Source organism: Streptomyces sp. CA-111067 (genome assembly GCF_050956065.1).
Taxonomy (GTDB): Bacteria; Actinomycetota; Actinomycetes; order Streptomycetales; family Streptomycetaceae; genus Actinacidiphila.
In genome coordinates this window covers 516790-539138 of the sequence record NZ_CP192103.1, presented here as the reverse complement: position 1 = coordinate 539138, position 22349 = coordinate 516790, and the positions used below count along the sequence as shown (strand labels likewise).

Below are 22349 nucleotides of genomic sequence, written 5' to 3'. Positions count from 1 at the left end.
TGTGAACCTTCTGAATCGGCTGTGAAGGCGTCGCGGGGCGGCCGGTTCAGAGCTGGTTGAGAGGTTTCACCCGCACAGTGGCCGTGCAGGGCGAAGGAGAGGAATTCACCCCATGACCACCACATACAGTCCGCGCCCGGCGCGGCACGCGGTGGCACCCGCACGGCGCCGCTCGCCGGCCGCACCGGTCCTGGCGCTGTGCTGGGCGGGCGCGGCCGGCGTCCTGGCGCTGTGGTGGCAGGACACCGGCGCCGTGGTCGGGGCCGCGGACTGGCTGATCGGCGCGGGCCGGATCGCCGGCCTGCTCACCGGGTACTGCTGTGCGCTGCTGGTCGGCCTGATGGCCCGGATCCCGCTGCTGGAACAGGGCGTCGGCAGCGACCGGGTGGCCCGCTGGCACGCCATGCTGGGCCGCTACACCGTGTGCCTGCTGCTCGCGCACATCACCTTGATCCTCTGGGGCTACGCCGTGCAGGCCCACACCGGCGTGGTCGGCGAGACGACCAGCGTGGTGCTGACCTACCCCGACATGCTCAAGGGCACGATCGGCGGGCTGCTGCTGCTCACCGTCGGGGCTGTCTCGGTACGGGCGGTGCGGCGCAGGGTCCGCTACGAGACCTGGTACTACCTGCACCTGCTCACCTACCTCGCCCTCTTCCTCGCCTTCTGGCACCAGCTCGCCCTCGGCGCGGACTTCGCCGCCCACCCGCTCGTGCGGGACCTCTGGTATGCGCTCTACTCGGCGGCCACGGCGGCCGTGCTCTGGTACCGGGTCGCCGCGCCGCTCCGGCTGAACCTGCGGCACGGCCTGCGGGTGGCCGGGGTGGTCCGGGAGGCGCCGGAGGTGGTGTCGGTGATCGTGCGCGGAGAGCGGCTGCCGGAACTGGCGGCCCGGTCCGGGCAGTTCCTGCGCTGGCGCTTCCTGGCCCCCGGACTGTGGTGGACGGCGACCCCGTACTCGCTGTCCGCGGCGCCGCGGCCGGACCTGCTGCGGATCACCGTCAAGGCGGTGGGCGGCCACAGCGCGGAGCTGGCCCGGCTGCGGCCCGGCACCCGGATCTGGGCCGAGGGCCCGTACGGCGCCCTGACGGCCGACCGCAGGACCCGGCAGAAGGTGCTGCTGCTCGCGGGCGGGGTGGGGGTGACGCCGCTGCGCGCCCTGTTCGAGTCACTGCCCGCACGCCCGGGCGACCTGACGCTGATCTACCGGGCCCGCACCGCGGACGACCTCGCGCTGCGCGGCGAGCTGGAGTCGATAGCCGCCGCACGGCAGGCGCGCCTGCACTACGTCCTCAACCAGCCGGACGGCCGCGGCACCCGGCTCACCGCGGAGCTGCTGCGCGCTGTCGTACCGGACGTCGCCCGGCACGACGTCTACCTGTGCGGGCCGCCCGGCATGGCGCAGGCGTCCTACGAAGCCCTGCGCTCCGCCGGAGTGCCGGGCCGCCACATCCACCACGAGTCGTTCGAACTGTGAGACGCCCGTGAACAGCCTGTCCGGCCGCCCTGCGCGGCGCATCCTGCTCAGCACCCTGGCGACCGCCACCGGCGTACTGCTCCTGCTCAGCCTCAAGCCGCACGCGACCGCCGGGGCGGCCGACGCGGCCGGCCGGCCGGCGGCCCCGCTGCCCACGCCGTCCGCCTCGGCGCCCTCCACCACTGCCGGCTCAAGCAGCACGGGCTCGGGCGGCACGGGATCAGCCAGCACGACGGGGACCCGGACCGTCGACGGCGACACCGTGCAGACCCGCTACGGGCCCGTGCAGCTGCGGGTCACCCTGAAAGCAGGCAGGATCACCGCCGTGTCGGCCGTCCAGCTGCCCAGCGGCAACCCCCGCGACGAGGAGATCTCCGGCTTCGCCGTGCCCGAACTCACCCAGGCCGCACTGGCGGCGCAGAGCGCGACCATCGACACCGTCTCCGGTGCGACCTACACCAGCGAGGGCTACATCCAGTCCCTCCAGAGCGCCCTGGACAAGGCCGGTGGCTGACATCCCGGACCGGCTGCGCAAGGTCGAGCACACCATGGGCACGGTCTTCTCCTTCGACGTACGCGGCGGCGGCCCGCGGGCGGCAGCGGCGCTCGAAGCCGCGGCGGCCTGGCTGGTCCACGTGGACGATGTCTTCTCGACCTACCGGCCCGGCAGCCAGATCAGCCGGCTGGCGGCCGGAACGCTGGCGCTGTCCGCCTGCGCCCCGGAGGTGGGGGAGGTGCTCCGTCTCTGCGAGGAGGCTGAGCGGCGCACAGGCGGCTGGTTCAGCGCCCGGTACGCGGGCGGCCTCGATCCCACCGGCCTGGTCAAGGGCTGGGCGGTGGAACGCGCCGCCGCCATGATCGCCTCGGCCGGCGCGGACGCGGTGTGCGTCAACGGCGGCGGCGACGTCCAGGTGCACGGCGGCCCGTGGCGGATCGGCGTGAGCGACCCGCTGCGCCACGGTGAACTGGCGGCGGTCATACCCGCCGACGGCGAACTGGCCGTCGCCACCTCGGGCCCCGCCGAACGCGGCTGCCACATCGTCGACCCCCGCACCGGCCGCCCCCCGGCGCCCGCACTGGCCTCGCTCACGGTGATCTGCCACGGCCTGACCGACGCGGACGCGTACGCCACGGCCGGCTACGCGATGGGCGCAGGGGCCCGCGACTGGCTCGCATCCCTCCCCGGCACCCGGTCCTTCGCGATCACCCCGGACGGCACGTCCTGGAGCACCGGCCCGGCGCTCCGGGCCCCGCGCCGCTGACGGGCGAAGGCCCGCCCTCCGAGCGGCTCGCCTTCCTGCCGCCCGGCGGCGAAGGCCCGCACATTCGTTCAGGCGCGCCTCTTTCTTCTTTATGTATACCGGGTATCATACCCGGTATACATAAACCTGGGAGGTTCCGTGAGCGTGCGCCACGCGCTGCTGGCCCTGCTGAGCGAGGGGCCGAAGTACGGTCTCCAGTTGCGGCAGGAGTTCGAGGCCAGGACCGGCGAGGTCTGGCCGCTGAACGTCGGTCAGGTGTACACCACGATGCAGCGGCTCGAGCGCGACGGGCTGGCCGAGTCCGATCCCGACGACACCGCCGAGGCCGGTCCGCAGAAGAGCTTCCGGATCACCGAGGCGGGCAGCGCCGAGCTGGCCGTATGGCTGCGCACCCCGCCGGGCGCGGACACCCCGCCCCGTGACGAACTCCTGATCAAGGTGCTGGTGGCGCTGCGGCTGCCCGGCGTCGATGTCGCCGGGATCCTCCAGGCGCACCGGCGCCACATCATCGGGCAGATGCAGCAGTACACCCGGCTCAAGGAGAACGCGGCGGACGACCTGTCGCTGCTGGTGGTGACCGACGCGCAGCTCTTCCGGCTGGAGTCCGTGGTCCGGTGGCTGGACGCCACGCAGGGGCGGCTGCGGCACCACGACACCGGGCCCGCACGGGCGACCGGTGCTCCCGCCGCGCCGCCGGTCTCGCCCGCGATCCCGAACTCGCCCGCGGCTTCGAAAGGAGCTTCCCGATGAGCGCCCCGCTGGAACTGCGCGGTGTGTCGAAGACGTACGGCGCAGGTCCGTCCGCGGTCCGCGCCCTGGTCGATGTCGATCTCACCGTGGCCGCCGGGGAGATGGTGGCCGTCATGGGTCCGAGCGGTTCGGGGAAGTCCACTCTGCTCACCGTCGCCGGCAGCCTGGAGGAGCCGACGGCCGGCCAGGTGTTCATCGAGGGCACCGCGCTGTCCGGGCTGAGCCGCGACGACCGGGCCCGGCTGAGGCGCCGCCATATCGGCTACGTATTCCAGGACTTCAATCTGCTGGCGGGTCTGACCGCCGTCGAGAACATCACGATGCCGCTGGAACTGGACGGCGTGAAGGCCAGGCCGGCCCGCCGCGCGGGGCTTCGCGCCCTGGAGGAACTCGACCTGGCCGACCGCGCCGACAGCTTCCCCGACGAGCTGTCCGGCGGCCAGCGCCAGCGGGTCGCGCTGGCCCGGGCACTGGTCGGCGAGCGCCGGCTGCTGCTGGCCGACGAGCCGACCGGTGCCCTGGACTCGCGCAGCGGCGAGGGCGTGATGCGGCTGATCCGGTCCGCCTGCAGAGACGGGGCCGCAGCCGTGCTCGTCACGCACGACGCCCAACTCGCCTCCTGGGCCGACCGGGTGGTCTTCGTCCGCGACGGCGAGGTGGTGGACAGCACACCGCCGCTCCCCGGCCCCGAGTCGCTGCTGGCCTCGGGCCCGACCGGCCCGCAGAGCGGGGAGGCGGACCGATGAGAAGCCGGGCTTCCCTGACGTACGGGCTCCTCGGCCGCCCGTGCCCGCGCCCGTCCCGCCAGGAGGTCCGACGGTGACCCTCACCAGGCCCGCGCCCGCCGTCCCGGCCGGCGGCCGGCGGCCCGCGCACGGCGGGCTGCCCGCACGCGCCGCCGTGCTGCGCTGGTCCTGGCGGCTGCTGCGCCGCGAGTGGCGGCGGCAGGTGCTGCTGCTGGCGCTCATCGCCTGCACGGCCGCCGCCGCCGTCAGCGGCCTCACCGCCACCCACGCCTACCAGCCGTCCCCGGCGGGCACGTTCGGCTCGGCCCGGCAGATCCTGCATCTCGACGTCGGCGACCCCGCCGTACTGCACACACAACTGGCCGCCGCCCGGGCCGGGTTGGGCCCGGTCGAGATCATCGCCCACCGCAAGGCGGGGATCCCCGGCTCGGCACAGGCCCTCGACATCCGCGCGCAGGACCCGCACGGCCGCTACGGCTCCGCGATGCTGGGGCTGAGGGCGGGGCGCTGGCCGGCACCCGGTTCACGGACCGAGACCGCGCTGACCGGGTCGGCGGCCGGCCTTCTGCGCACCGGCCTCGGCCGCACCGTCGCACTCGACGGACAGCGGCTCACCGTGGTCGGCATCGTGGAGAACCCCGGCAACCTCGACGACGTCTTCGCGCTGACCGCACCCGGTCCCGACGGCATGACCGTCGCGGGCCGCCCCGCGGTGTCGGCCGACGCCTTCGCCGCGGCGCCGTCCGGCACCTTCGACGCCTTCCGCCATGCGGGCACCGCCCGGCCGGCGTTCGAGGTCCGTGCCGACTTCCGCGGCACCGGCGCGGTTCCCGACGCCTTCGTCTTCGTCCTCGCCACCGTCGCCCTGCTGCTGGTCTCGCTCGTCGCAGCCGCCGGGTTCGCGGCCGTCGCGCAGCGACGGCTGCGGCAGGTGGGCATGCTCGCCACCCTCGGTGCGACCGACCGGCAGGTACGGCTGGTGCTGCTCGGGCACGGCGCGCTGACCGGTGTCGCGGCCTCTGCGGCCGGCACCGCCGTGGGTATCGCCGCCTGGCTGCCGCTGGCCCCGCATCTGGAGGCTGCCGCCGGCCACCGGATCGACCGGTTCGCCGTGCCGTGGGCGCTGATCGCCCTGATGGCACTGATCGCGGTGCTCGCTCCGACCGCCGCCGCCTGGTGGCCCGCCCGCGCCATGGCCCGTATCCCCGCCGTCCAGGCGCTGTCCGCCCGGCCGCCGCGGGCGGTCGCGGGCCGCCAGTCCGCGTGGTCGGCGCTGATCCTGACCGCCGCGGGAATCGGCTGTCTGATCCCGGCGCACCGGACCAACCCCCTGCTGATGTGCGTGGGCATCGCGGCCGTGGTCCTCGGGACCCTGCTGCTCAGCCCGCTCGTCATCCGGGCGCTCGCCGCCCCCGCCGGGCGGGCGCCGTTCACCACCCGGCTCGTCCTGCGCGACCTCGGACGGCACCAGGCGCGTTCCGGTGCGGCTCTCGCGGCCATCACCCTGGCCATCGGCATCGCGGTGGCGGTCAGCGCCCTCGCCGCCGCCAGCCAGGACCGGGCCGCCGCCGGCAACCTCTCCACCCGCCAACTGCTCTTCCGCACCCCCGCGAAGGGCCCGGTCGTGCCGCTGCTCAGCGGAGCCGACGTCCGGCGGGAGCAGACCGCGGTGCAGGGGTACGCGACCGCGCTCGGCGGCACCGCCACCCCGCTTCTCATGGCGTACGACCCACACGTGCGCGCGTCCGACGACGGGTCCCGCGCGGGCACCGGCGGCCGGCCGGCCGTCGAGGCCGGGACCAGGCAGGGCCCCAACACCTGGGCCAGCGACCCGTTGTACGTCGCCACGCCCGCCGCCGCGCGGCGGTTCGGCCTCGGCCCGGCGGCGGCCGGCGCCCGCACCGACGTGGTCACCACGCTGGGCGGCCACGGCACGCTGTCACTGCTCGGCGCGGCGCGGCGCGACCTGGACAGCGCCAGCACCGTGCACGTCCCCGGTTCCGCGTACAGCTCGGTGCCGCGGGTCTTCCTCACCGAGAGCGGCCTGCACCGCTACGGCTGGCGGACCGTCACCGTCGGCTGGTTCGTCTCAGTGCCGCACGATCTGACCGCTGCGCAGACCACCGCGGCCCTCGACCTCGCCGTCAGGAGCGGCCTGGTCGCCGAGACCCGCGACCACCACGACGACCTGGCCACCCTCCGCTGGGCATCGATGGCTGCGGGCGCGGCACTGGCGCTCGGCGTGCTCGCGATGACCGTCGGCACGATCCGCGCCGAGGCCGCCGACGACCTGCGCACCCTGACCGCCACCGGAGCCGCCTCCGCGACCCGTCGCGCCCTGACCGCCGTCACCGCGGGCAGCCTCGCCGTCGCGGGCACCGTCCTCGGCACGCTCGGCGCCTACACCGTCCTGGTCGCCGCCTTCGCCGACGACCTCTCCCAACTCCACCGCGTCCCGTACGTGCCCCTTGCCGCTGCTCTGCTCGGCGTCCCGCTGATCGCCACCGCGGCGGGCTGGACGCTGGCGGGACGTCAGCCCTCGGGGATCGCCAGGCGGCTGCTCGAGTGAGTGGATGGCGGCTGCCGGCCGTTCTCGTGGGCCGTGAAGTCCGGCGGCGTCAGATGCCGAGTCGCCGGGCCCGCCGTGTTCCGGGCCCGTGGTGGAGTTCGCCCGTCCAGTATCGTCTACAGTCATGTAGTCGTTGGTCCGGCGGGCCTCGCCGCCGGTCGGCGTGCCCGGGGCCGTGCCGGGTGAGAGCGGAATCGGCGTGCGGCGCCGGGAGAGTTGCGGTGGCATGGAGCAGCGGTCCGAATATGCGCGGGTGGCCGGGGCGGCGGGGTACGAGCCGGGGCGGCACCGGCTCGGGGGAGCGGGCGGCGGGGGCGGGTTCGCGCTGAGCAAGGTGCCCGAGGTGACCGCCTGGTTCTGGGCGACCAAGGTGCTCACCACCGGCATGGGCGAGACGACCTCGGACTTCCTGGCCCACGCGCTGGGGCCCGTCGTCGCCGGGGCGATCGGCCTGATCGGCCTGGTGTCCCTGCTGGTGCTCCAACTCCGTGCCCGCCGCTACTCGCCCTGGACGTACTGGTCGGCGGTCGTCATGGTGAGCGTCTTCGGCACGATGGCCGCCGACGTCGTGCACGTGGTGGCCGGTGTGCCGTACGCGGTGTCCACCGTGGTCTTCTCGCTGGTCCTGACGGCGGTCCTGATCGCCTGGTACCGGAGCGAGGGAACGCTGTCCATCCACAGCATCCGCACCCCGCGCCGGGAGAAGTTCTACTGGGCGACCGTGCTGACCACCTTCGCGCTCGGCACCGCCGCCGGCGACCTCACCGCTGGCAGCCTGCACCTGGGCTACTTCTCCTCCGGCCTGGTCTTCGCGGTGCTGATCGCCGTCCCCGCGCTCGGCGGCCGCTTCCTCGGGCTCAACCCGGTGGCCGCGTTCTGGTGGGCGTACATCCTCACCCGCCCGCTCGGCGCGTCCTTCGCGGACTGGATGGGGGTGTCCACCCAGCGCGGCGGCCTGGGCTGGGGCACGGGGCCGGTCAGCCTGGTGCTCACCGTGCTGATCGTGGTCCTGGTCGGCTACCTGGCGGCCGGCCGCCGCGACGCGCCCGCGAACACCGCGGGGGAGAACGAAGCCTGACGAGGGCTTCCCCGACGGCCGCTCCGGCTCTACGACGGCGGGTCCGACGGCCGGAGCGGCAGCGTCTGCGCGTGGGAGGACGTGGCCGCGTCGAACATGCCGTCGACGTTGTGGGCGGCCGGCGCGAGGCTGGCGCAGCAGACGGCCATCAGGGTCGCGAACGTGGCGACCAGGTGATGGCGGGCGGGGCCGCGCGGGGCCATCAGCGCCATGACGCGCTGCGGGACGGGACCGCCGGTGGCCGCGAGCGCCTGCCCCGGGGCCTTCTTCGCGGCGAGGGCCGCCCGGGCGATGGCCCGCGCGACCAGCGGCCGGCCGCCCACCACGTCGGCCGCCTCCTCGTCCGCCCAGCGCTCCAGCGCGAAGGCGCCCGCCTTGGCCAGCGGCCGCAGCAGCGGATCGACCGCCGCGGCGAGCTGGAGCACCAGCAGGAAGAGATGGTGGTGGTGCCGGAGGTGAGCGCGCTCGTGCGCGAGCAGCGCCTCCCGCTCGTCCGCGGGCAGCGCCCGGAGCATGCCGGAGGAGACCACGACCCTGCCCGGCGCGCCCGGCAGGGCGAAAGCGGCCGGAACGGGGTCGTCCAGCACCGTCAGGCCGCCGGCCGCCGGCAGGTCACGGCATTCCCGCCAGGCGCCGACCAGCACCGTGACCCGCCGCATGGAGGCCACGGTCAGTGCGACGGCGCAGCCGATCAGGGCCAGCGCGCAGGCGCCCGCCACCGGCCGGTCGAACGGGGTGTGCGCGGCCAGTACGTGCGGGGACCAGCGCCCCTCCTCGGCGACCTGCGGGATCTGCCCGACGATGGTGGAGCCGATCATCGCCAGGCCGGTCACCCAGGCCCCGGCCGCGACGAGGGCGGCGGTCACCGAAAGCCACGCGGCCGTCCGCGGCGGCAGCCGGCTTCCGGCCCGCGGCACGGTCAGCGCCAGGATCGCGCTGACCAGCAGCGGCGCGCACAGGCTGATCCCCGCGTCCCTCACCGCCGTACCGTCCCTGATGCCACGACCGGTTCCGGGGCGCGTCCGCGAGGTCGCCTCCCCGGATCGCGTCCAGGTGATTCGGCGACCGTCCCGCGACCGGGAACGGTCCCGGTCGTCCCGCGACCGTGAACGGTGGACATCGTCAGTCCCGCTCTCCGGGTGGGCGGGTCGCCGGCCCGGAGCTGTCCGGGCCGGCCGTGTGGTCGCGCAGAAGCAGCTCCAGCAGCTTCTCGTCCTCAGCCGGCAGTTCGGAAACGAACCGGGCGAGCACCGCCGCGCGATCCCCGCCGTGCTCCAGCAGGTTCCGCATCCCGGCCGCCGCGTGCCCGGCCTCGTCGCGCACGGGCTGGTACAGGAAGCTCCGCCCGGCGCGCTTCCGGGTGACCAGGCCCTTGTCGTGCAGCCGGGTGAGGATCGTCAGCACGGTGGTGTACGCGGGTTCGCCGCTGACGTTCGCGCGTACCGTGCCGGCGCCGACCGGCTCGCCGGCCGCCCACAGGGCCGCGAGGACCGCGCTCTCCAGTTCGCCTGGTGCGCGCCGCCCGGGTCCGGCACCATCCTGCTCGACCACGCTTCCCGCTCCTTCGTAGCAGATCCTCACGATACTACGACGTGTAGGAGTCGATCCGGCCCCGGCCGCCGGCCCAGCCCGCGGCCGGCAGCATGCCGTGGCCGCGCAGCGGGCCGACCGTCAGGCCGCGCTCCTGGCAGAAGTCGAGCACCCGGGGGAGTGCGCCGAGGGTGTTGCGCCAGGAGCCGGTGGCGGAGGTGCAGTCGGAGTCATGGAGGAGGACGGTGCCGCCGCCGCGCAGATCGCGGGTGACCGTCTCCAGGACGCTGCGCGGTGTCGCCCGCCCGCGCCAGTCCTCGCCCCACGCCGTCCACAGCACCGGGGTCAGCCCCAGACGGCGGCAGGCCAGGTGCGTGCCGGCGGTCATCACGCCGTACGGCGGCCGGTACAGCCGGGGCGCGCTGCCGGTGAGCCCGCCGACCAGGTCCCGGGCGCGTGCCATGTCCTCGTACGTGGTCCAGGGGCCGCGCAGCAGCGGCGCCCGGTGGGTCCAGCCGTGGATCGCCACCTCGTGCCCCGCCTCGGCCATCTCCTTGACCAGGCCGGGGGAGCGGACGGCCATCGAGCCCAGCAGGAAGAAGGTGGCCCGCACCTCGCGGTCGTCGAGCAGCCGCAGGAAGCGGGGCGTCGACAGCGGGTCGGGCCCGTCGTCGAAGGTGAGCGCGACATCGTCGATCCGCCCGCGCCCGGACAGCCGCGGCATGAGCCGGTTGCGCAGCGGACCGAAGGCCGAGAGGGCCGGTCCCGCGTGCACGGCGGCCAGTGCGGAGAGAGCCGCGCCGCCCGTACGCAGGACCGTACGGGCAAGGGGTGCAACTGCCTTCATTACCGGTCTCCTTCGAGGAGGTGGGAGATCGCGCCGAAGCTCCGCGGGGAGTCGGTATACGCTTCGGCGATCGGCGGCCCGGCCCATGGGCGCGCCGCACTCACACCCCTGCGGTGACCTCGGCGTGACGTCGAGGTCCTGGGGCCGTGCGTGAATCTACTACACGTTGTAGAAAGAACTGTAGGCCGGGCTGCCACAACCGGGGCCGGGAGCTTGTTCCGTCGGTGATGTGCGGGCGGCGGCCGGTCCGTTCCCCGCCGGTGGCTCCGTCAGGCCGACAGCAGGCCGCGGCCCAGCCAGTCGCCGCGGTCGCGCACGCCGGGCAGCGCGAAGAAGTAGCCGCCGCCGACCGGGGAGATGTAGTCGACCAGCGGCTCGTCGATCAGCCGGGTCTGGGTGGCCTCGAACTGCCGGACCACGTCCTGCTGGTAGCAGCAGAAGACCAGGCCCATGTCGAGGTTGCCGACCGCGTCCACCCCGCGGTCGAAGTTGAAGCCGCGGCGCAGCAGGCGGGAGTCGTCGGTCTTGGCGCTGCGCGGATTGGCCAGCCGGATGTGGGCGTCGAGCGGGATCGCGTTGCCCTGGGGGTCGTCGGGGTAGCGGGGGATGTCGGTCTCGGCCGACCCGTCGAGCGGCGCGCCGGTGTCCTTGCGGCGGCCGAACATCTTCTCCTGCTCGGTCAGCGAGACCCGGTCCCAGAACTCGACCAGCATCCGGATCACCCGGATCACCTGGTAGCTGCCGCCGGTGGCCCAGGACGGTTCGCCGAGCGCGCCCGTCACCCACACCAGCCGGTCCATCTCGCGGGCGGAGGCCACGTCGGGGTTGGCGATGCCGTCCTTGAAGCCCAGCAGGTTGCGCTGGGCGCCGGCCGGCCGCGGGGCGTTCTGGAAGCCGTCCACCCGCCACTTGATCTGCATCGCGCCCCGGGTGTGCCGGGCGAGGTCGCGCAGCGCGTGCAGCACCGTGTCCGTGCTGCCGGCGCAGATCTGCAGCGACAGGTCGCCGTGGCACTGCGCGGGGTCCAGGTCGTCGTTGGGGAAGGCCGGCATCGGAGCGAGGCGGCGGGGCTTGGCGGCGGCCAGGCCGTAGCGGTCGTCGAACAGCGACGGGCCGACGCCGACGGTGACGGTCAGCGCGTCGGCGGGGATCTCCGGGCCGAGTATCCCGCTGTCCGACGGCGGCGCGCCGACACCCAGGTCCGCGGGCGTGCCACCGGCGGTCAGGAAGCGCGCCCGCTCGGTGATCGTCCTGAACAGGGCGGCGAGTTCGGCCCGGTTGTCGGCGATGACGCGGCAGGACACGAAGGTCGCCGCCGCGGGCGCGGGTGTGGTGATGCCCGCCTGGTGCGTGCCGTGGAAGGCGACGGCCTTGGCCTTGCCGGGGGCCGCGGCCTGCGCGCTGCTCCCGCCGAGCGCCGTGGTGACGGCGATGCCGCCGCCGGCCAGCGCCGTGGCGCCGGCGCCCGCGCCCAGCGCGGCCTTCACGAAGGACCGGCGCCCCGCGCCGACCGGGCAACTGCCGGCCGGGCGCTGGATGTCAGAGGGGTCGGGCATGAGCGGATTCCCTTCGAGGCGGTGGCGCGGGTCGTACGGGTCGTTCGCCGGGTGCCCGCGGTACGGGCCGTCAGCCGCGTCCCCGCGATGCGGGTCGTTCGCCGGGTGCCCGGGATACGGGTCGTCGGCCGAGTGCTCGCGATGTGGGTCGTTCGCCGCGTCGCCGCGGTGTGGGTCCTCGGCCGAGTGCCCGCTCATCAGGCGGACTTCCGGACTTCGAGCAGGTCGGGAACCGGTGCGAGGTCTTCGAGCAACTGCCCGGTGGAGCCGTTGATCCTGGCCCTGGCGTCCGGGTCGAGCCGGTCCACCGGCGTCCAACTGCCGCCGTGGTGGGCGGCGTCGAGCAGCGCCTGGAGCCGGGCGATGTCGGCGTCCACGGTGCCGAGCAGGTGCGGGTCGCGCGCCGCGATCAACGGGCGCAGCACGCCCAGCAGTTCACGGGTGCCGGCGAGATTGGCGTCCGCGGTGGCCAGGTTGGTACCGCTGCCCTGGTCGGTGCCGCCGGTCAGTTCGAACTGGAGGGTGTTCTCCAGGATCTCGTGGCAGCGCAGCGGCAGGTCGGCCGGGTCGAACTCCTGGGTGGGGAACGCCTTGCGGAGCCCGGCGATGTCGCTGCCGAGCCGCTGGGCGTACGGCGCCAGCCGGGCCGCGGACTGCCCGTGCCACAGGCCGTACTCGAGCCGGTAGAAGCCGGTGAAGTCCTTGTCGTCCACCCCGCCCGGCAGGCCGGCCGGGCGGCCGTCGATCTTCGCGTCGAAGTCGGCGAAGGTGCCGTAGGCGGCGCCCAGCGAGGCGTAAGTGCGGTGCGCGGTGAGCCAGTCGGTGCGGGCCGCGGCGAGGTCGCCGGCCCGGATGTCCGCGCTGAGCTCGGCCGCCTGGGCGGTGAGCGTGCCGAGCCGGCCGGTCACGTAGGACCGGTACGAGGCCAGCGGCGGCCGGAGTTCGGCCTCGGCGAGCGGCCGCACCGCCCGGCCGGTGCCGCCGCCGGAGACCCGTACCGCCGCCGAGGTGACGGCCTTGCCGCCGGTCGGCACGCAGCGCCAGGCGTAGTCGCCGCCGACGACGGTGGCGACCAGGTCGCGGGTGGTGCCGGGGGCCAGGCCCTCGATCTCGCCGTAGACCGCGTTGGTCGAGGGGTTGATCAGATAGACCTCGGACGCCTTGCGACCGGTGTTGTGCATCTGGAACGTCCGGCGCCCGGCCTGCGGGGCGCTGAAGCCCTTCCCGCAGTCGGTCTCCGAGACGGAGACGGTCTGCGCGCCGGCGGGCTTGCCGTCGCTGAAGGCGACGATCAGACCGGCGAGGGCGGCCGGGACGGCGACCACCGCCGCGGGTACGACCCACGCCGGACGGCGGCGCGGGACCGGACCGGGGTCGGCGGCCGGCTGCGAAGCGGAGTCTCCCGCGGTTGTCGCTTCCTTCGGCGCCCGCGGCGCGCGCACGCCGCGAACGAACAGCGTCATCACGACGGCCAGATAGCCGGCGTAGGCGATGACCTGGAGCCAGGTCATGGTCGGGGTCAGGTTGAACACCCCCTGGACCAGGGTGGCGTACCAGGAACCGGCGTCCACCTGGGCGCCGAGGTCCACCGCGAAGGCGGTCTTCCCCGGCAGCGCCCCGCCCTCCTGGAGGTCGCGCAGGCCGTATCCCAGCACGCCGGAGGCGATCACGATCAGCACGATGCCGGTCGCCGTGAAGAACCTGGTCAGGTTGATCTTCAGCACCCGGCGGTACAGGCCCCAGCACAGGCCCGCGGCGATCACCAGGCCGGCGCCCGCGCCGAGCGCGGGCCCGGTGGACTCCCCGGCGGCCCGGGCGGTCGTCCACAAGAAGAGCGCGGTCTCCAGACCCTCGCGGCCCACCGCTAGGAAGGAGGTGACCACCAGCATGCCCGCGCCCATGGTGAGCGCGGCGGTGACCTTCTCCCTGATCTCGCCGGACAGATGACGGGCCGACCGCCGCATCCAGAACACCATCGCGGTGACGAACGCGACGGCCACGACGCTCAGCGTGCCGCCGAAGGACTCCTGCGCGGTGGCCGAGAGGTTCGCGGCGGTGAAGGTGAGCACCGCCCCGAAGCTCAGCGCCATGGCGACCGCCGCCGCCACCCCCGTCCACACCTGCGGCAGCCGCGACCTGGCGTCCGCCCGTACCAGCGTGGCGACGAGGATCGAGACGATCAGGCCCGCTTCGAGCCCCTCCCGCAACCCGATGAGGAAGCTCGGGAACGCGTCGTCCCACATACGGTCCACTCCCGAAGAAGATTAGGTGTGCCTGGCCTTGGTAAGCGAAGGCACACCTTAGTCAACGCGACCGGGATTCGTCTACACGGAAGTAGTCAGTGGGGAGGCGCCGGGCCGAGGGCTCGGCCGCCGTGCCGCCCGGTGAGGCCGCCGGGTCGCGCCGCCGGAGTCCGCGGGACACTGGGGCGACGACACGACAGGGGGGTGCCGGCGGGATGCGCGTGCTCATTGCCGAGGACGACGAGGAGATGGCGCAGGCCTTGGCGGTGGGCCTGCGCCGAGCCCGGATGGCCGTCGATGTGGCGTTCGACGGCACGCGGGCGCTGGAACGTATGCTGGGCTCGGACGGCGACGCCTACGACGTGGTCGTCCTCGACCGGGACCTGCCGGGGACGCACGGCGACGAGGTCTGCGCGGCGCTGATCGCCGCCGGGTGCCGCAGCCGCATCCTGATGCTCACCGCCGCGGCCACGGCGGACGACATCGTGGGCGGACTGGGCCTGGGCGCCGACGACTACCTCCCCAAGCCCTTCGACTTCCCCGTCCTCGTCGCCCGGATCGCCGCCCTGGCCCGCCGCGCCCACCCCGCCGTGCCGCCCGTGGTGCGGCACGGCGACCTGCTGGTCGACAGCGCCCGGCGCACCGCCGTCCGGGCCGGCCGGCAACTGGCCCTCACACCCAAGGAGTTCGGCGTCCTGGAGCTGCTCCTCGCCGCCGGGGGCCGGGCCGTATCCGCGGAGGAACTCCTCGAACGCGTCTGGGACGAGGCCGCCGACCCCTTCACCAGCGCGGTGAAGATCACCGTCAGCCGGCTGCGGGTCAAACTCGGGGCGCCGCCGGTCATCGAGACGGTGGCCAGGAGCGGTTACCGGATCTGACAGCCCGGCAGGTCGACGGATCTGACAGGTTGTCGGGCGGAACACCGATTGTCGGGCGGAACACCGAGGCAGTCCGCCGCACATGATCCAGAAAGGTGGCCGCCACCACATGCCCGTCCACACCGACGCCCACGCCCTCGCCGACGCCCCAGCCCCCGTCCGCGGCCTCGTGCCCGCCGTCCTGCACCGGCTCACCGGCCGGATCATGCGCGCGGGCCTGCCCCGCCGCACCGTACGGCTGCGGCTGACCGGCCTGTACGGCGGGCTGTTCCTGGTGTCCGGCGCCGCGCTGCTCGCGGTCACGTACGGCCTGGTGGCCGGTGCCGTGGACCGTCCGCCCACGGTCGTCATGCGCTCCGTGACGGTGGCCGGCCCCAGCCCGAGCGCACCGGTCGGCCCGGCGCCCGGAAACGGCGGAGCGCCACCCCCCCGCACCCGGCGGCCGGGCGCCGATGGACGCCGCCATGAAGGCGCTGCAGAAGGACACGCAGCGGACCCTCGACCACCAGAGGTCCGCCATGCTGCACACCCTGCTGGTGCAGTCGGGGACGGCCCTCGGCCTGATGGCACTGGCGTCCGTACTGCTCGGCTGGGTGGTGGCCGGCCGGGTCCTGCGCCCGCTGCGGACCATCGCCTCCACCGCACGGGACATCTCGGCGACCAGCCTGCACCGGCGGCTGGCGCTGGCCGGCCCGCGCGACGAACTGCGGGAACTGGGCGACACGTTCGACGCGCTGCTGGCCCGGCTCGACGGCTCCTTCCGGGCCCAGCGGCAGTTCGTGGCCAACGCCTCCCACGAGCTGCGGACGCCGCTGGCCCGTCAGCGCGTGCTCGGCCAGGTGGCACTGGCCGACCCCGAGCCGACCTTCGAGTCGCTGCGCGCCGCCCACGAACGGATACTCGCCGCCGGGCAGCAGCAGGAGCGGCTCATCGAAGCGCTGCTCACCCTGGCCCGCGGCCAGGCGGGCCTCGGCGAGCGCCGCCCCTTCGACCTGGCCGGACTCGTCCGGGACGCGGTGGCGGCACGCACTGCCGTGGCCGCCGAGCAGGAGGTGGCGCTGCGCCCCACGGCCGGCGCGGCCGTCTCCTCGGGCCATCGGGCGCTCGCCGAGCAACTGGTGGCCAATCTGCTGGACAACGCGATCCGCTACAACGTGCCCGGCGGGCAGGTGGAGGTCAGCACCGGCACCCACGACGGCCGCGCCGTCCTCACGGTGGCCAACACCGGCTCCGACGTGCCCGCCGACGCCGTCGAACGGCTCTTTCTGCCCTTCCAGCGCCTCGGTACGGCCCGCACCGGGAGCGGCGGGAACGGCGCGCGATCGCAGAGGTCACAGGGATTCGGCCTGGGCCTGTCCATCGTCTCGGCCATCGCGTCCGCCCATGACGCCACCCTCACCGCCGTCCCGCGGCCGGGAGGCGGCCTGGTCGTCACGGTCGGCTTCCCCGTGGCGGCGACGCAACCGCGGTGAAACCGCTCCCCGCGTAGAACGTTCGTCAGCGCCGCCGCACCCGTCGCGGCGGCGTCCACGCACGATCGACGCGAGTTCAGGAGCACAGCACATGAGCAGCACACCGGCCGACCCCCGGCCGACCGCGACCACACCGACCGGTTCCGGGCCGACCGCGACAACACCGGCCGACCCTCCTCTGACCGAGACCACGCCGGCCACCGGAGCCGCGCAGGCAGATCCCTCGCCGGCCGAACTCCCGGCCGCCGAAGCCCCGTCGACCGGCCGCAAGCCGGTCCACCGCCGGATCGGCCTGCCGCGAAACCGCCGCGTCCTGGTCGCGACCGGGATCGCCGTACTCGCGGGCAGCGTCCTGGTCACCGGCCTGACCGCGTCCGCGAGCACGTCGGGGACGCCGCACGACGCCGGCCGGCCCGCCGCCTGCGTACCGCAGGACCCGAACAACCCCCCGCCGCCCGCGCACGACCCGGTCCCGACGTCCGTCAGCACGGTGCAGCAGGCGTACGACTGCATCCTCGACAACTACTACGGCGGCGCCGGGCTCGACGACCGCCCCCTGCTCCAGTACGCCCTCCAGGCCGTCGTCCGGGAACTGCGCCGACGCGGTGTCGACCGGCCGAACGCGGTACTGCCGGCGCTGACCGGTGACCGAGGAAAGGACTGGCCGCTCTTCGCCCGGCGGTTCCAGCAGGTGCTGGCCGCGGTGCCGGACGATCCGGGCCTGCGCTCGTCGCTCGCGGTCACCGCGATCCAGGGGATGATCGCCGCCCTGCACGACAACCACGCCGGGTACCAGGGCCCCGGCACCCCCGGTGCCACCCCGGACGCCCATCCGTGGGGCCTGGGCGTCGGCCTGAACACGACCCTCCCGCCGGCCGAGACCGCCCCGGCCTTCACCGGGCCGCTCTTCCTGACCACGGTCGCCGCCGGCGCGCCCGCCGCCGCTGCCGGGCTCAGGCCCGGAGACGTCATCGAGTCGGTGAACGGTGTCCCGGTCGTGACGAACGGGCAGCTCAACCCCGGCGTGATGACCTCCCTGCACCCCGCGTACCCGCAGCGCACGACGGTGGCCATGACCGTACGACGCCCCGCGACCGGCCGCACCCTGCACGTGCGCGTCACCCCCGGCCCGCTGCCCGCACAGCCCCAGCCGCACGTGGACGCCACTCTGGTGGACGGCAGCATCGCCGACATCCGCCTCGACGCGTTCTACCCGGGCTCCGGCGCGGACGCCCTCAAGGCCATCGCCGGCCTCCAGGCGACCACCAGGCTCACCGGCGTCATCTTCGACGTGCGCGGCAACCGCGGCGGCGTCGCCGACGAGGGCAACAAGCTGCTGGGCGCCTTCGTCCACGGCGCCACCGTCGTCTCCTACTGCGACGCCGACGGCACCTGCGATCCGCAACGCGTCGACGACAGCGTCCCGTTGCTGCACCTGCCGATGGTCACGCTCACCGACGACGGCTGCGGCTCCGCGTGCGAGGTGTTCGCGGCCGGCGTCAAGGACCTCCGCCTGGGCACCCTCGTCGGCACCCGCACGGCAGGAGTGAACTCCGGCCCGGCCCACCTGTACGCGCTCGACGACTACACCAGCGCGATCCGCCTCCCGTCGCAGCACGCCGTCGGCGCGAACGGCGAGATCATCGACGGGATCGGCGTCCCCCCGGACCGCGAGGCACCGCTGACCGCGTCGGACGTGTCCACCGGCAAGGACCCGGCGCTGGACGAGGCGACGTCGATCCTCTCGTCGTAGCCGCTGCGGTCAGGGCATGGGCGATTTCACGGCTTGTGCCGGTGTCGGTCGTCCGCAGATAGTGGCGTGCGGACCAACAGTTGACCGCGCCGCCGCGCCTGAGGGTGTGGGGCGCGGGACCGGCCCGCTCGCGCCGGGCCTGCCGGCGATCGGACCGTAGGAGGAAACGACGTGACCGCCACCCGTAAGGTGCCCGGACTGCCCTTCACCCTCTCGCCGTCGTCCGGCGAGGCATGGACCACCGACGAGGCGGCCGCCGCGGTGACGGCCACGGCGGCCGCCCACAGCGACATCTTCATCGACCCGGGAGCGGACTCCCAGCTCAACGCCGAGTCCATGCTCAATGCCGCGACCCTGCTCGGCGTCCCACCGGACGGCGACTTCCAGTTCAGCGCGCGCGTCACCGTCGGCTTCGAGGCGACCTTCGACGCCGGCGTGCTGCTGCTGTGGATCGACGACCGCCACTGGGGAAAGCTCTGCTTCGAATTCTCCCCCGACCGCGAGCCCATGATCGTCTCCGTGGTCGCCCGCGGCGTCGCGGACGACGCCAACGCCTTTGCCGTCGACGGCCGGACGGTGTGGCTGCGGGTCTCCCGAATCGACCACGCCTTCGCCTACCACGCGTCCCTCGACGGCACGACCTGGCGGATGATCCGCTTCTTCACCCTCGACGACACGGCGGGGGCGACGGTGACGGCGACGCCCGCGCCCGTGTCCATCGGCTTCGAGGCGCAATCGCCGACCGGTGACGGCTGCGTGGTCACCTTCGACGACATCCGCTTCACCCGTGAGCGCCTGAACGAACTGCGCGACGGCTCGTGAGCTAGGGGTCGTTGACGTAATAGGTCTGGTCCGTAGCAGCCACCAGCAGTTCGGCGCCGACGCCTACGGCCCCGTCAACTGACCGCTGCCGACCGCTGCCGGAGTCGTCGCGATGTACGTCAACTGACCGGACTCAGGCGGCGCTCACTACGGTCCCGATGTGCCGCGCGTGCGGGCGCGCCTGGCCGGCTCGCGAACGCTTCGGGAAGGTGGTCGGCTGCTCGATGCTCCTGGTGATCGCGCCGGCCGGCATCGCGGTGTTCACCACGGCCGACTGAGCCCCCGGAGGTGCCCCTGAACGCGGGCAGTGCCGTGCCCGCCAAGGTGGCGCGTATGCACCGGAGTTCGGCTCTGACGGCGGGGGTTCGCCCTAGTCTGGCGGGATGGCGAACCTGGAAGGCGTCCGCATCGATCGCGACGGCATTTTCCATGGCTTGGAGGCCAATGGCTTCGACGAGGTCCGGGTGGAGTTCGCTCCGGATGATGGTGCCGATGCCGGTGCGGCGGCGGTTGCCGACCTGGTGCGTCAGGCGGTGAACACGGCCAATGAGGTGGCCAACGGGGTGGCGCCGGACTCCATCTGGGCGTCCTTGCTGACGGCGAGCCTCGCGGGTTTCTCGGTGCGGCTGGGGTCGCCGGAGAGCGAGGAGGCGCTGGACATCTGGATGGAGGCGTTCCGCGGCCGGGTGGGGGCGGGCGGGCTGTCGGGTGAGCTGCGGGCCACGGAGACCGTCCGTCTGCCGGCCTGGGATTCGTCCGATCCGATGGTGACGGCGTACGTCGCGCTGGGCCCGTTGTCCGCGCTGAGCGGTGCCGATATGTCGGGTTGGGCCGAGCGGGCGGTGCGCTGGGCGGCCGAGGCCGGAGGCGACGCCTACGTCGGCAGTTCCGGGATGAATCAGCTCGACGCCACCGGTGAGGTGGCCGCGCACCTGGCGTCCTCCCTGCATGTGGCGTGGTCCGGCGCGGTGCTGTACGCGGACGAGCTCGCGTCGCGGGCGGCGATCGCTGACATCGGCTCGGACGGCCTGGCGATCTATCAGACCCACGACGCGTCCAGTTCGCTGGCGGCCCAGGCCGACCGGGCCCGCGCGGCGATCCTCGCCGAAGCGGATTACGCCCCCTATGCCTTCGTGGCTCCGACGCCGCGCCGGGCCTACGGCTGGGACGACCGTGGCCGGGCCCTGCCGCCGCTGCGGGAGTCGATACCCGCCTACGCGCTGCGCGTGCACGCGGACCTGTGGAGCCGGTTCGTCCCGGACGTGCACTGCATGCAGCTGCTCACCGACGAACACCTGGACCGGGTCGCGGACCTCTCAGGGTGGACCACGACGCAGGCCACTCCTGGACGCACGCTCGTCGAGGCACCGGATCTGGCCGCATGGCTCCGTCCCGGCGGCCCCGCGCCTTCGATCGTTGACCAGGCGCGTGCCGACTTCGGCCGGGCCCTGGTGCCCGCCGACGACGTCCGCTGATCGCCCATTCGCCGGCGGCGCCCGGAGGATCAGTGGTGGCCGTGGGCGGTGTCCGAGGCGCCCCCGAACAAGCGGGCGACAGCCCGGAAGGGCAGCGAGACGACGGTGGCAATGGCTCCGCCGATCTTGCCGAGAACATCTCCGATTGCCTTGAGCATGGTGGAACCTTCCGCTCGTGGATCGCCGCGGGAGCCCGAGCCGACAGAGCCCAGACCGCCCCTTGGTGTCCGCCTTCCCACTCGGCCGGTCTTCATGGCGTACGGGCCGGGCCGGAGCCTTCTCTGCCGCTTCCGGTGTCGCGAGTCTGGTCGCGCAGGCGTCGCAGCCGGGCGGTGAGCAGCCTGATGACCGGTGTCCGGTCGCGATGCCCTCGCTCGTAGCGCAGGACGATTTGCAGGTCCTCGGCCTTCAACCCCTCAGCGCGCGTCTCCACGTCGAGGCGCGGCAAGTGTTTGTAGTCGGGGATCGGAAGCTCCCGTGTGACGGGGTCCGGTATCTCGTCGTCGAACATGTCCACCGTCGTCTCTCAGTCGATGGCGCTTTCCCACGTACTCGCGTGCCCGGCCGATCGCCCCTCACACACTGGTCACCGGCCGGACGACGCGGGCCCCACGCCTGGTCCCCGCGGTGACGGTCTGCACGGCGATGGTGGGACAGAGCTACGGGCCGGGCACTCGTTCAGCGGTTGTCGTAGGCCGTGCGAGCGGCGTCGATATGTGGCAGGTGCGTGATGCTCCATTCGAGCAGCGGTGCGGTGGCCTCGCGCAAGCTCCGGCCCATCGCGGTCAGTTCGTAGCTGACGTGCGGCGGCATGACGCTGCGGACCGTGCGCGTCAGGATCCCGTCGCGTTCGAGATCGCGCAGCGTCACGGTGAGCATGCGCTGGCTGATGCCGTCGATGGACCGCTTGAGCTCGGTGAAGCGCAACGGCTCGTCCTTGAGCATGCGCACGACCAGCAGCGCCCACTTGTCCCCGACGATCCCGAGGACCTCACGGGCCTGGCACGGGTCCTGCACGGTTACCTCCTGAGAACCGGGGCACCGAAAAGTGCCGTATTGCCTGGGGAGCGTCGTGGGGATCACGATGTTCGCAGTTACCAAAGAGTACCGAGGCACGAGGAGGAACCACACGGCCATGGCCACATTTCTACTGGTACACGGCGCCTGGCACAACGGGCGAAGCTGGGACAGGGTGGTCCCGCTGCTGGAGGCGGCCGGGCACCGGGTGCTCGCGCCGTCGCTGACCGGCTACGGCGACAAGGCACACCTGCTGAGCCCCGAGATCGGGCTCGGCACCCACATCGGCGACGTCGCCGGCCTGATCGAGGACGAGCACCTCGACGACGTCGTGCTCGTCGGGCACAGCTACGCCGGGATGGTCATCTCGGGAGTCGCCAACCGGGTCCCGAAACGGATCGCGCGTCTGGTGTTCCTCGACGCGATGGTCCCCGAGGACGGCGAGACCGCTGTCGACGTCCTCCCTGTCACCAAGCAGCTCATCGACCTCGCCGTCGACGGCTGGCGGGTTCCGCCGATGCCCGAGCAGCCGCCGCCGCTCGGCTTGTTCGGCGTCACCGATCCCGACGACCTCACCTGGTTGCGCTCGATGCTGTCGGACCAGCCGGTGCGGTGCCTGCGGGAGCCGGTCCTGCTGGACGACCCGGCCGCGCGCACGATCCCGCGCACACACATCCACTGCCTCAAGGGCCGGCCGGCGGGCATCACCCGGCGTCCCGTCCCGGCAGGCGAACGAGTACGCGAGCTGCCGACCGGCCACGACTGCATGATCACCATGCCCGTCGAGCTCACCGCGCTGCTGCTCGAGACGGCCTAGCGGCCGCACGCACGGGTGATCATCAGGAGTACCTGTGCTCGCGTTGCCGTCATGGCT

The 22349-nt window shown here is 73.7% G+C and carries 21 protein-coding genes; 13 read left to right on the top strand and 8 right to left on the bottom strand.

Features of this window, described 5'->3' with window-relative positions; genetic code table 11:
- Positions 1–112 precede the first annotated feature (112 nt).
- The 7 genes from ACQPW6_RS02350 to ACQPW6_RS02320 all read left to right on the top strand — a co-directional run bounded on the left by ACQPW6_RS02350 (position 113) and on the right by ACQPW6_RS02320 (position 7882).
- The gene (locus tag ACQPW6_RS02350) at positions 113–1477 is read left to right on the top strand and encodes a ferredoxin reductase family protein (protein ID WP_433887818.1); all 1365 of its coding nucleotides are present in this window, start codon (positions 113–115) and stop codon (positions 1475–1477) included.
- Positions 1478–1493: 16 nt separating this feature from the next.
- A complete protein-coding gene (locus ACQPW6_RS02345) occupies positions 1494–1991 on the top strand; it encodes an FMN-binding protein (RefSeq protein WP_433894396.1) in 498 nt (165 codons plus the stop codon).
- A gap of 34 nt (positions 1992–2025) precedes the next feature.
- Positions 2026–2739, top strand: coding sequence for an FAD:protein FMN transferase (locus ACQPW6_RS02340; protein WP_433894395.1), 714 nt, complete (start codon positions 2026–2028; stop codon positions 2737–2739).
- A 138-nt stretch (positions 2740–2877) separates the two neighbouring features.
- On the top strand, positions 2878–3489 hold the full coding sequence (locus ACQPW6_RS02335) for a helix-turn-helix transcriptional regulator (protein WP_433887817.1): 612 nt from the start codon (positions 2878–2880) through the stop codon (positions 3487–3489).
- On the top strand, positions 3486–4235 hold the full coding sequence (locus ACQPW6_RS02330) for an ABC transporter ATP-binding protein (RefSeq protein ID WP_433887816.1): 750 nt from the start codon (positions 3486–3488) through the stop codon (positions 4233–4235). The genes ACQPW6_RS02335 and ACQPW6_RS02330 overlap by 4 nt, the downstream gene beginning before the upstream one ends.
- Positions 4236–4308: 73 nt before the next feature.
- Positions 4309–6804 carry an FtsX-like permease family protein gene (locus tag ACQPW6_RS02325; protein ID WP_433887815.1) on the top strand — a complete coding sequence of 832 codons (2496 nt, stop codon included), beginning with the start codon at positions 4309–4311 and terminating at the stop codon, positions 6802–6804.
- 226 nt (positions 6805–7030) lie between these two features.
- Positions 7031–7882, top strand: a complete 852-nt coding sequence (locus ACQPW6_RS02320) for a COG4705 family protein (protein ID WP_433887814.1) — start codon at positions 7031–7033, stop codon at positions 7880–7882.
- Between the two features lie 29 nt (positions 7883–7911).
- Here the strand turns inward: ACQPW6_RS02320 and ACQPW6_RS02315 are convergent, their stop codons facing one another.
- The 5 genes from ACQPW6_RS02315 to efeU all read right to left on the bottom strand — a co-directional run bounded on the left by ACQPW6_RS02315 (position 7912) and on the right by efeU (position 14058).
- Positions 7912–8862 (bottom strand): M48 family metalloprotease, encoded by a 951-nt coding sequence (locus tag ACQPW6_RS02315; protein ID WP_433887813.1) that lies wholly within the window; start codon positions 8860–8862, stop codon positions 7912–7914.
- Positions 8863–9004: 142 nt separating this feature from the next.
- Positions 9005–9433 (bottom strand): BlaI/MecI/CopY family transcriptional regulator, encoded by a 429-nt coding sequence (locus tag ACQPW6_RS02310; protein ID WP_433887812.1) that lies wholly within the window; start codon positions 9431–9433, stop codon positions 9005–9007.
- Positions 9434–9467: 34 nt separating this feature from the next.
- On the bottom strand, positions 9468–10259 hold the full coding sequence (locus ACQPW6_RS02305; protein WP_433887811.1) for a polysaccharide deacetylase family protein: 792 nt from the start codon (positions 10257–10259) through the stop codon (positions 9468–9470).
- A 269-nt stretch (positions 10260–10528) separates the two neighbouring features.
- A complete protein-coding gene (efeB, locus tag ACQPW6_RS02300) occupies positions 10529–11815 on the bottom strand; it encodes an iron uptake transporter deferrochelatase/peroxidase subunit (RefSeq protein ID WP_433894394.1) in 1287 nt (428 codons plus the stop codon).
- A 197-nt stretch (positions 11816–12012) separates the two neighbouring features.
- On the bottom strand, positions 12013–14058 hold the full coding sequence (gene efeU, locus ACQPW6_RS02295; protein WP_433894393.1) for an iron uptake transporter permease EfeU: 2046 nt from the start codon (positions 14056–14058) through the stop codon (positions 12013–12015).
- Between the two features lie 215 nt (positions 14059–14273).
- Between efeU and ACQPW6_RS02290 the strand changes: the two genes are divergently transcribed.
- From ACQPW6_RS02290 to ACQPW6_RS02270, 5 genes are all read left to right on the top strand, one after another.
- Positions 14274–14936 carry a response regulator transcription factor gene (locus ACQPW6_RS02290; protein WP_433887810.1) on the top strand — a complete coding sequence of 221 codons (663 nt, stop codon included), beginning with the start codon at positions 14274–14276 and terminating at the stop codon, positions 14934–14936.
- A 464-nt stretch (positions 14937–15400) separates the two neighbouring features.
- Positions 15401–16408, top strand: a complete 1008-nt coding sequence (locus ACQPW6_RS02285) for a sensor histidine kinase (protein WP_433887809.1) — start codon at positions 15401–15403, stop codon at positions 16406–16408.
- Positions 16409–16499: 91 nt separating this feature from the next.
- Positions 16500–18161: a S41 family peptidase gene (locus tag ACQPW6_RS02280; protein WP_433887808.1), complete on the top strand. Its 1662-nt coding sequence runs from the start codon at positions 16500–16502 to the stop codon at positions 18159–18161.
- 171 nt (positions 18162–18332) lie between these two features.
- Positions 18333–18983 (top strand): DUF1349 domain-containing protein, encoded by a 651-nt coding sequence (locus tag ACQPW6_RS02275; protein WP_433887807.1) that lies wholly within the window; start codon positions 18333–18335, stop codon positions 18981–18983.
- 383 nt (positions 18984–19366) lie between these two features.
- Positions 19367–20458 carry a hypothetical protein gene (locus tag ACQPW6_RS02270; RefSeq protein ID WP_433887806.1) on the top strand — a complete coding sequence of 364 codons (1092 nt, stop codon included), beginning with the start codon at positions 19367–19369 and terminating at the stop codon, positions 20456–20458.
- Between the two features lie 29 nt (positions 20459–20487).
- Here the strand turns inward: ACQPW6_RS02270 and ACQPW6_RS02265 are convergent, their stop codons facing one another.
- The 3 genes from ACQPW6_RS02265 to ACQPW6_RS02255 form a co-directional block, all read right to left on the bottom strand.
- Positions 20488–20616, bottom strand: coding sequence for an LPFR motif small protein (locus ACQPW6_RS02265; RefSeq protein ID WP_433887805.1), 129 nt, complete (start codon positions 20614–20616; stop codon positions 20488–20490).
- Positions 20617–20708: 92 nt separating this feature from the next.
- Entirely contained in the window at positions 20709–20969 is a 261-nt protein-coding gene (locus ACQPW6_RS02260; protein ID WP_433887804.1) for a hypothetical protein, read from the bottom strand.
- A 167-nt stretch (positions 20970–21136) separates the two neighbouring features.
- Complete coding sequence (locus ACQPW6_RS02255) at positions 21137–21475, bottom strand: winged helix-turn-helix transcriptional regulator (protein ID WP_433887803.1); 339 nt, start codon at positions 21473–21475, stop codon at positions 21137–21139.
- A gap of 118 nt (positions 21476–21593) precedes the next feature.
- Between ACQPW6_RS02255 and ACQPW6_RS02250 the strand changes: the two genes are divergently transcribed.
- Positions 21594–22292, top strand: coding sequence for an alpha/beta fold hydrolase (locus ACQPW6_RS02250; protein WP_433887802.1), 699 nt, complete (start codon positions 21594–21596; stop codon positions 22290–22292).
- The last annotated feature ends 57 nt before the right edge of the window (positions 22293–22349 follow it).

What these genes read in the sequence shown, in the direction of transcription:
- ACQPW6_RS02350 (WP_433887818.1), top strand. Translation starts at nt 113, where the DNA reads ATGACCACCACATACAGTCCGCGCCCGGCGCGGCACGCGGTGGCACCC.
- ACQPW6_RS02340 (WP_433894395.1), top strand. Translation starts at nt 2,026, where the DNA reads ATGGGCACGGTCTTCTCCTTCGACGTACGCGGCGGCGGCCCGCGGGCG.
- ACQPW6_RS02330 (WP_433887816.1), top strand. Translation starts at nt 3,486, where the DNA reads ATGAGCGCCCCGCTGGAACTGCGCGGTGTGTCGAAGACGTACGGCGCA.
- ACQPW6_RS02320 (WP_433887814.1), top strand. Translation starts at nt 7,031, where the DNA reads ATGGAGCAGCGGTCCGAATATGCGCGGGTGGCCGGGGCGGCGGGGTAC.
- ACQPW6_RS02305 (WP_433887811.1), bottom strand. Translation starts at nt 10,259, where the DNA reads ATGAAGGCAGTTGCACCCCTTGCCCGTACGGTCCTGCGTACGGGCGGC.
- efeB (WP_433894394.1), bottom strand. Translation starts at nt 11,815, where the DNA reads ATGCCCGACCCCTCTGACATCCAGCGCCCGGCCGGCAGTTGCCCGGTC.
- efeU (WP_433894393.1), bottom strand. Translation starts at nt 14,058, where the DNA reads ATGTGGGACGACGCGTTCCCGAGCTTCCTCATCGGGTTGCGGGAGGGG.
- ACQPW6_RS02290 (WP_433887810.1), top strand. Translation starts at nt 14,274, where the DNA reads ATGCGCGTGCTCATTGCCGAGGACGACGAGGAGATGGCGCAGGCCTTG.
- ACQPW6_RS02285 (WP_433887809.1), top strand. Translation starts at nt 15,401, where the DNA reads ATGAAGGCGCTGCAGAAGGACACGCAGCGGACCCTCGACCACCAGAGG.
- ACQPW6_RS02280 (WP_433887808.1), top strand. Translation starts at nt 16,500, where the DNA reads ATGAGCAGCACACCGGCCGACCCCCGGCCGACCGCGACCACACCGACC.
- ACQPW6_RS02270 (WP_433887806.1), top strand. Translation starts at nt 19,367, where the DNA reads ATGGCGAACCTGGAAGGCGTCCGCATCGATCGCGACGGCATTTTCCAT.
- ACQPW6_RS02265 (WP_433887805.1), bottom strand. Translation starts at nt 20,616, where the DNA reads ATGCTCAAGGCAATCGGAGATGTTCTCGGCAAGATCGGCGGAGCCATT.
- ACQPW6_RS02260 (WP_433887804.1), bottom strand. Translation starts at nt 20,969, where the DNA reads ATGTTCGACGACGAGATACCGGACCCCGTCACACGGGAGCTTCCGATC.
- ACQPW6_RS02250 (WP_433887802.1), top strand. Translation starts at nt 21,594, where the DNA reads ATGGCCACATTTCTACTGGTACACGGCGCCTGGCACAACGGGCGAAGC.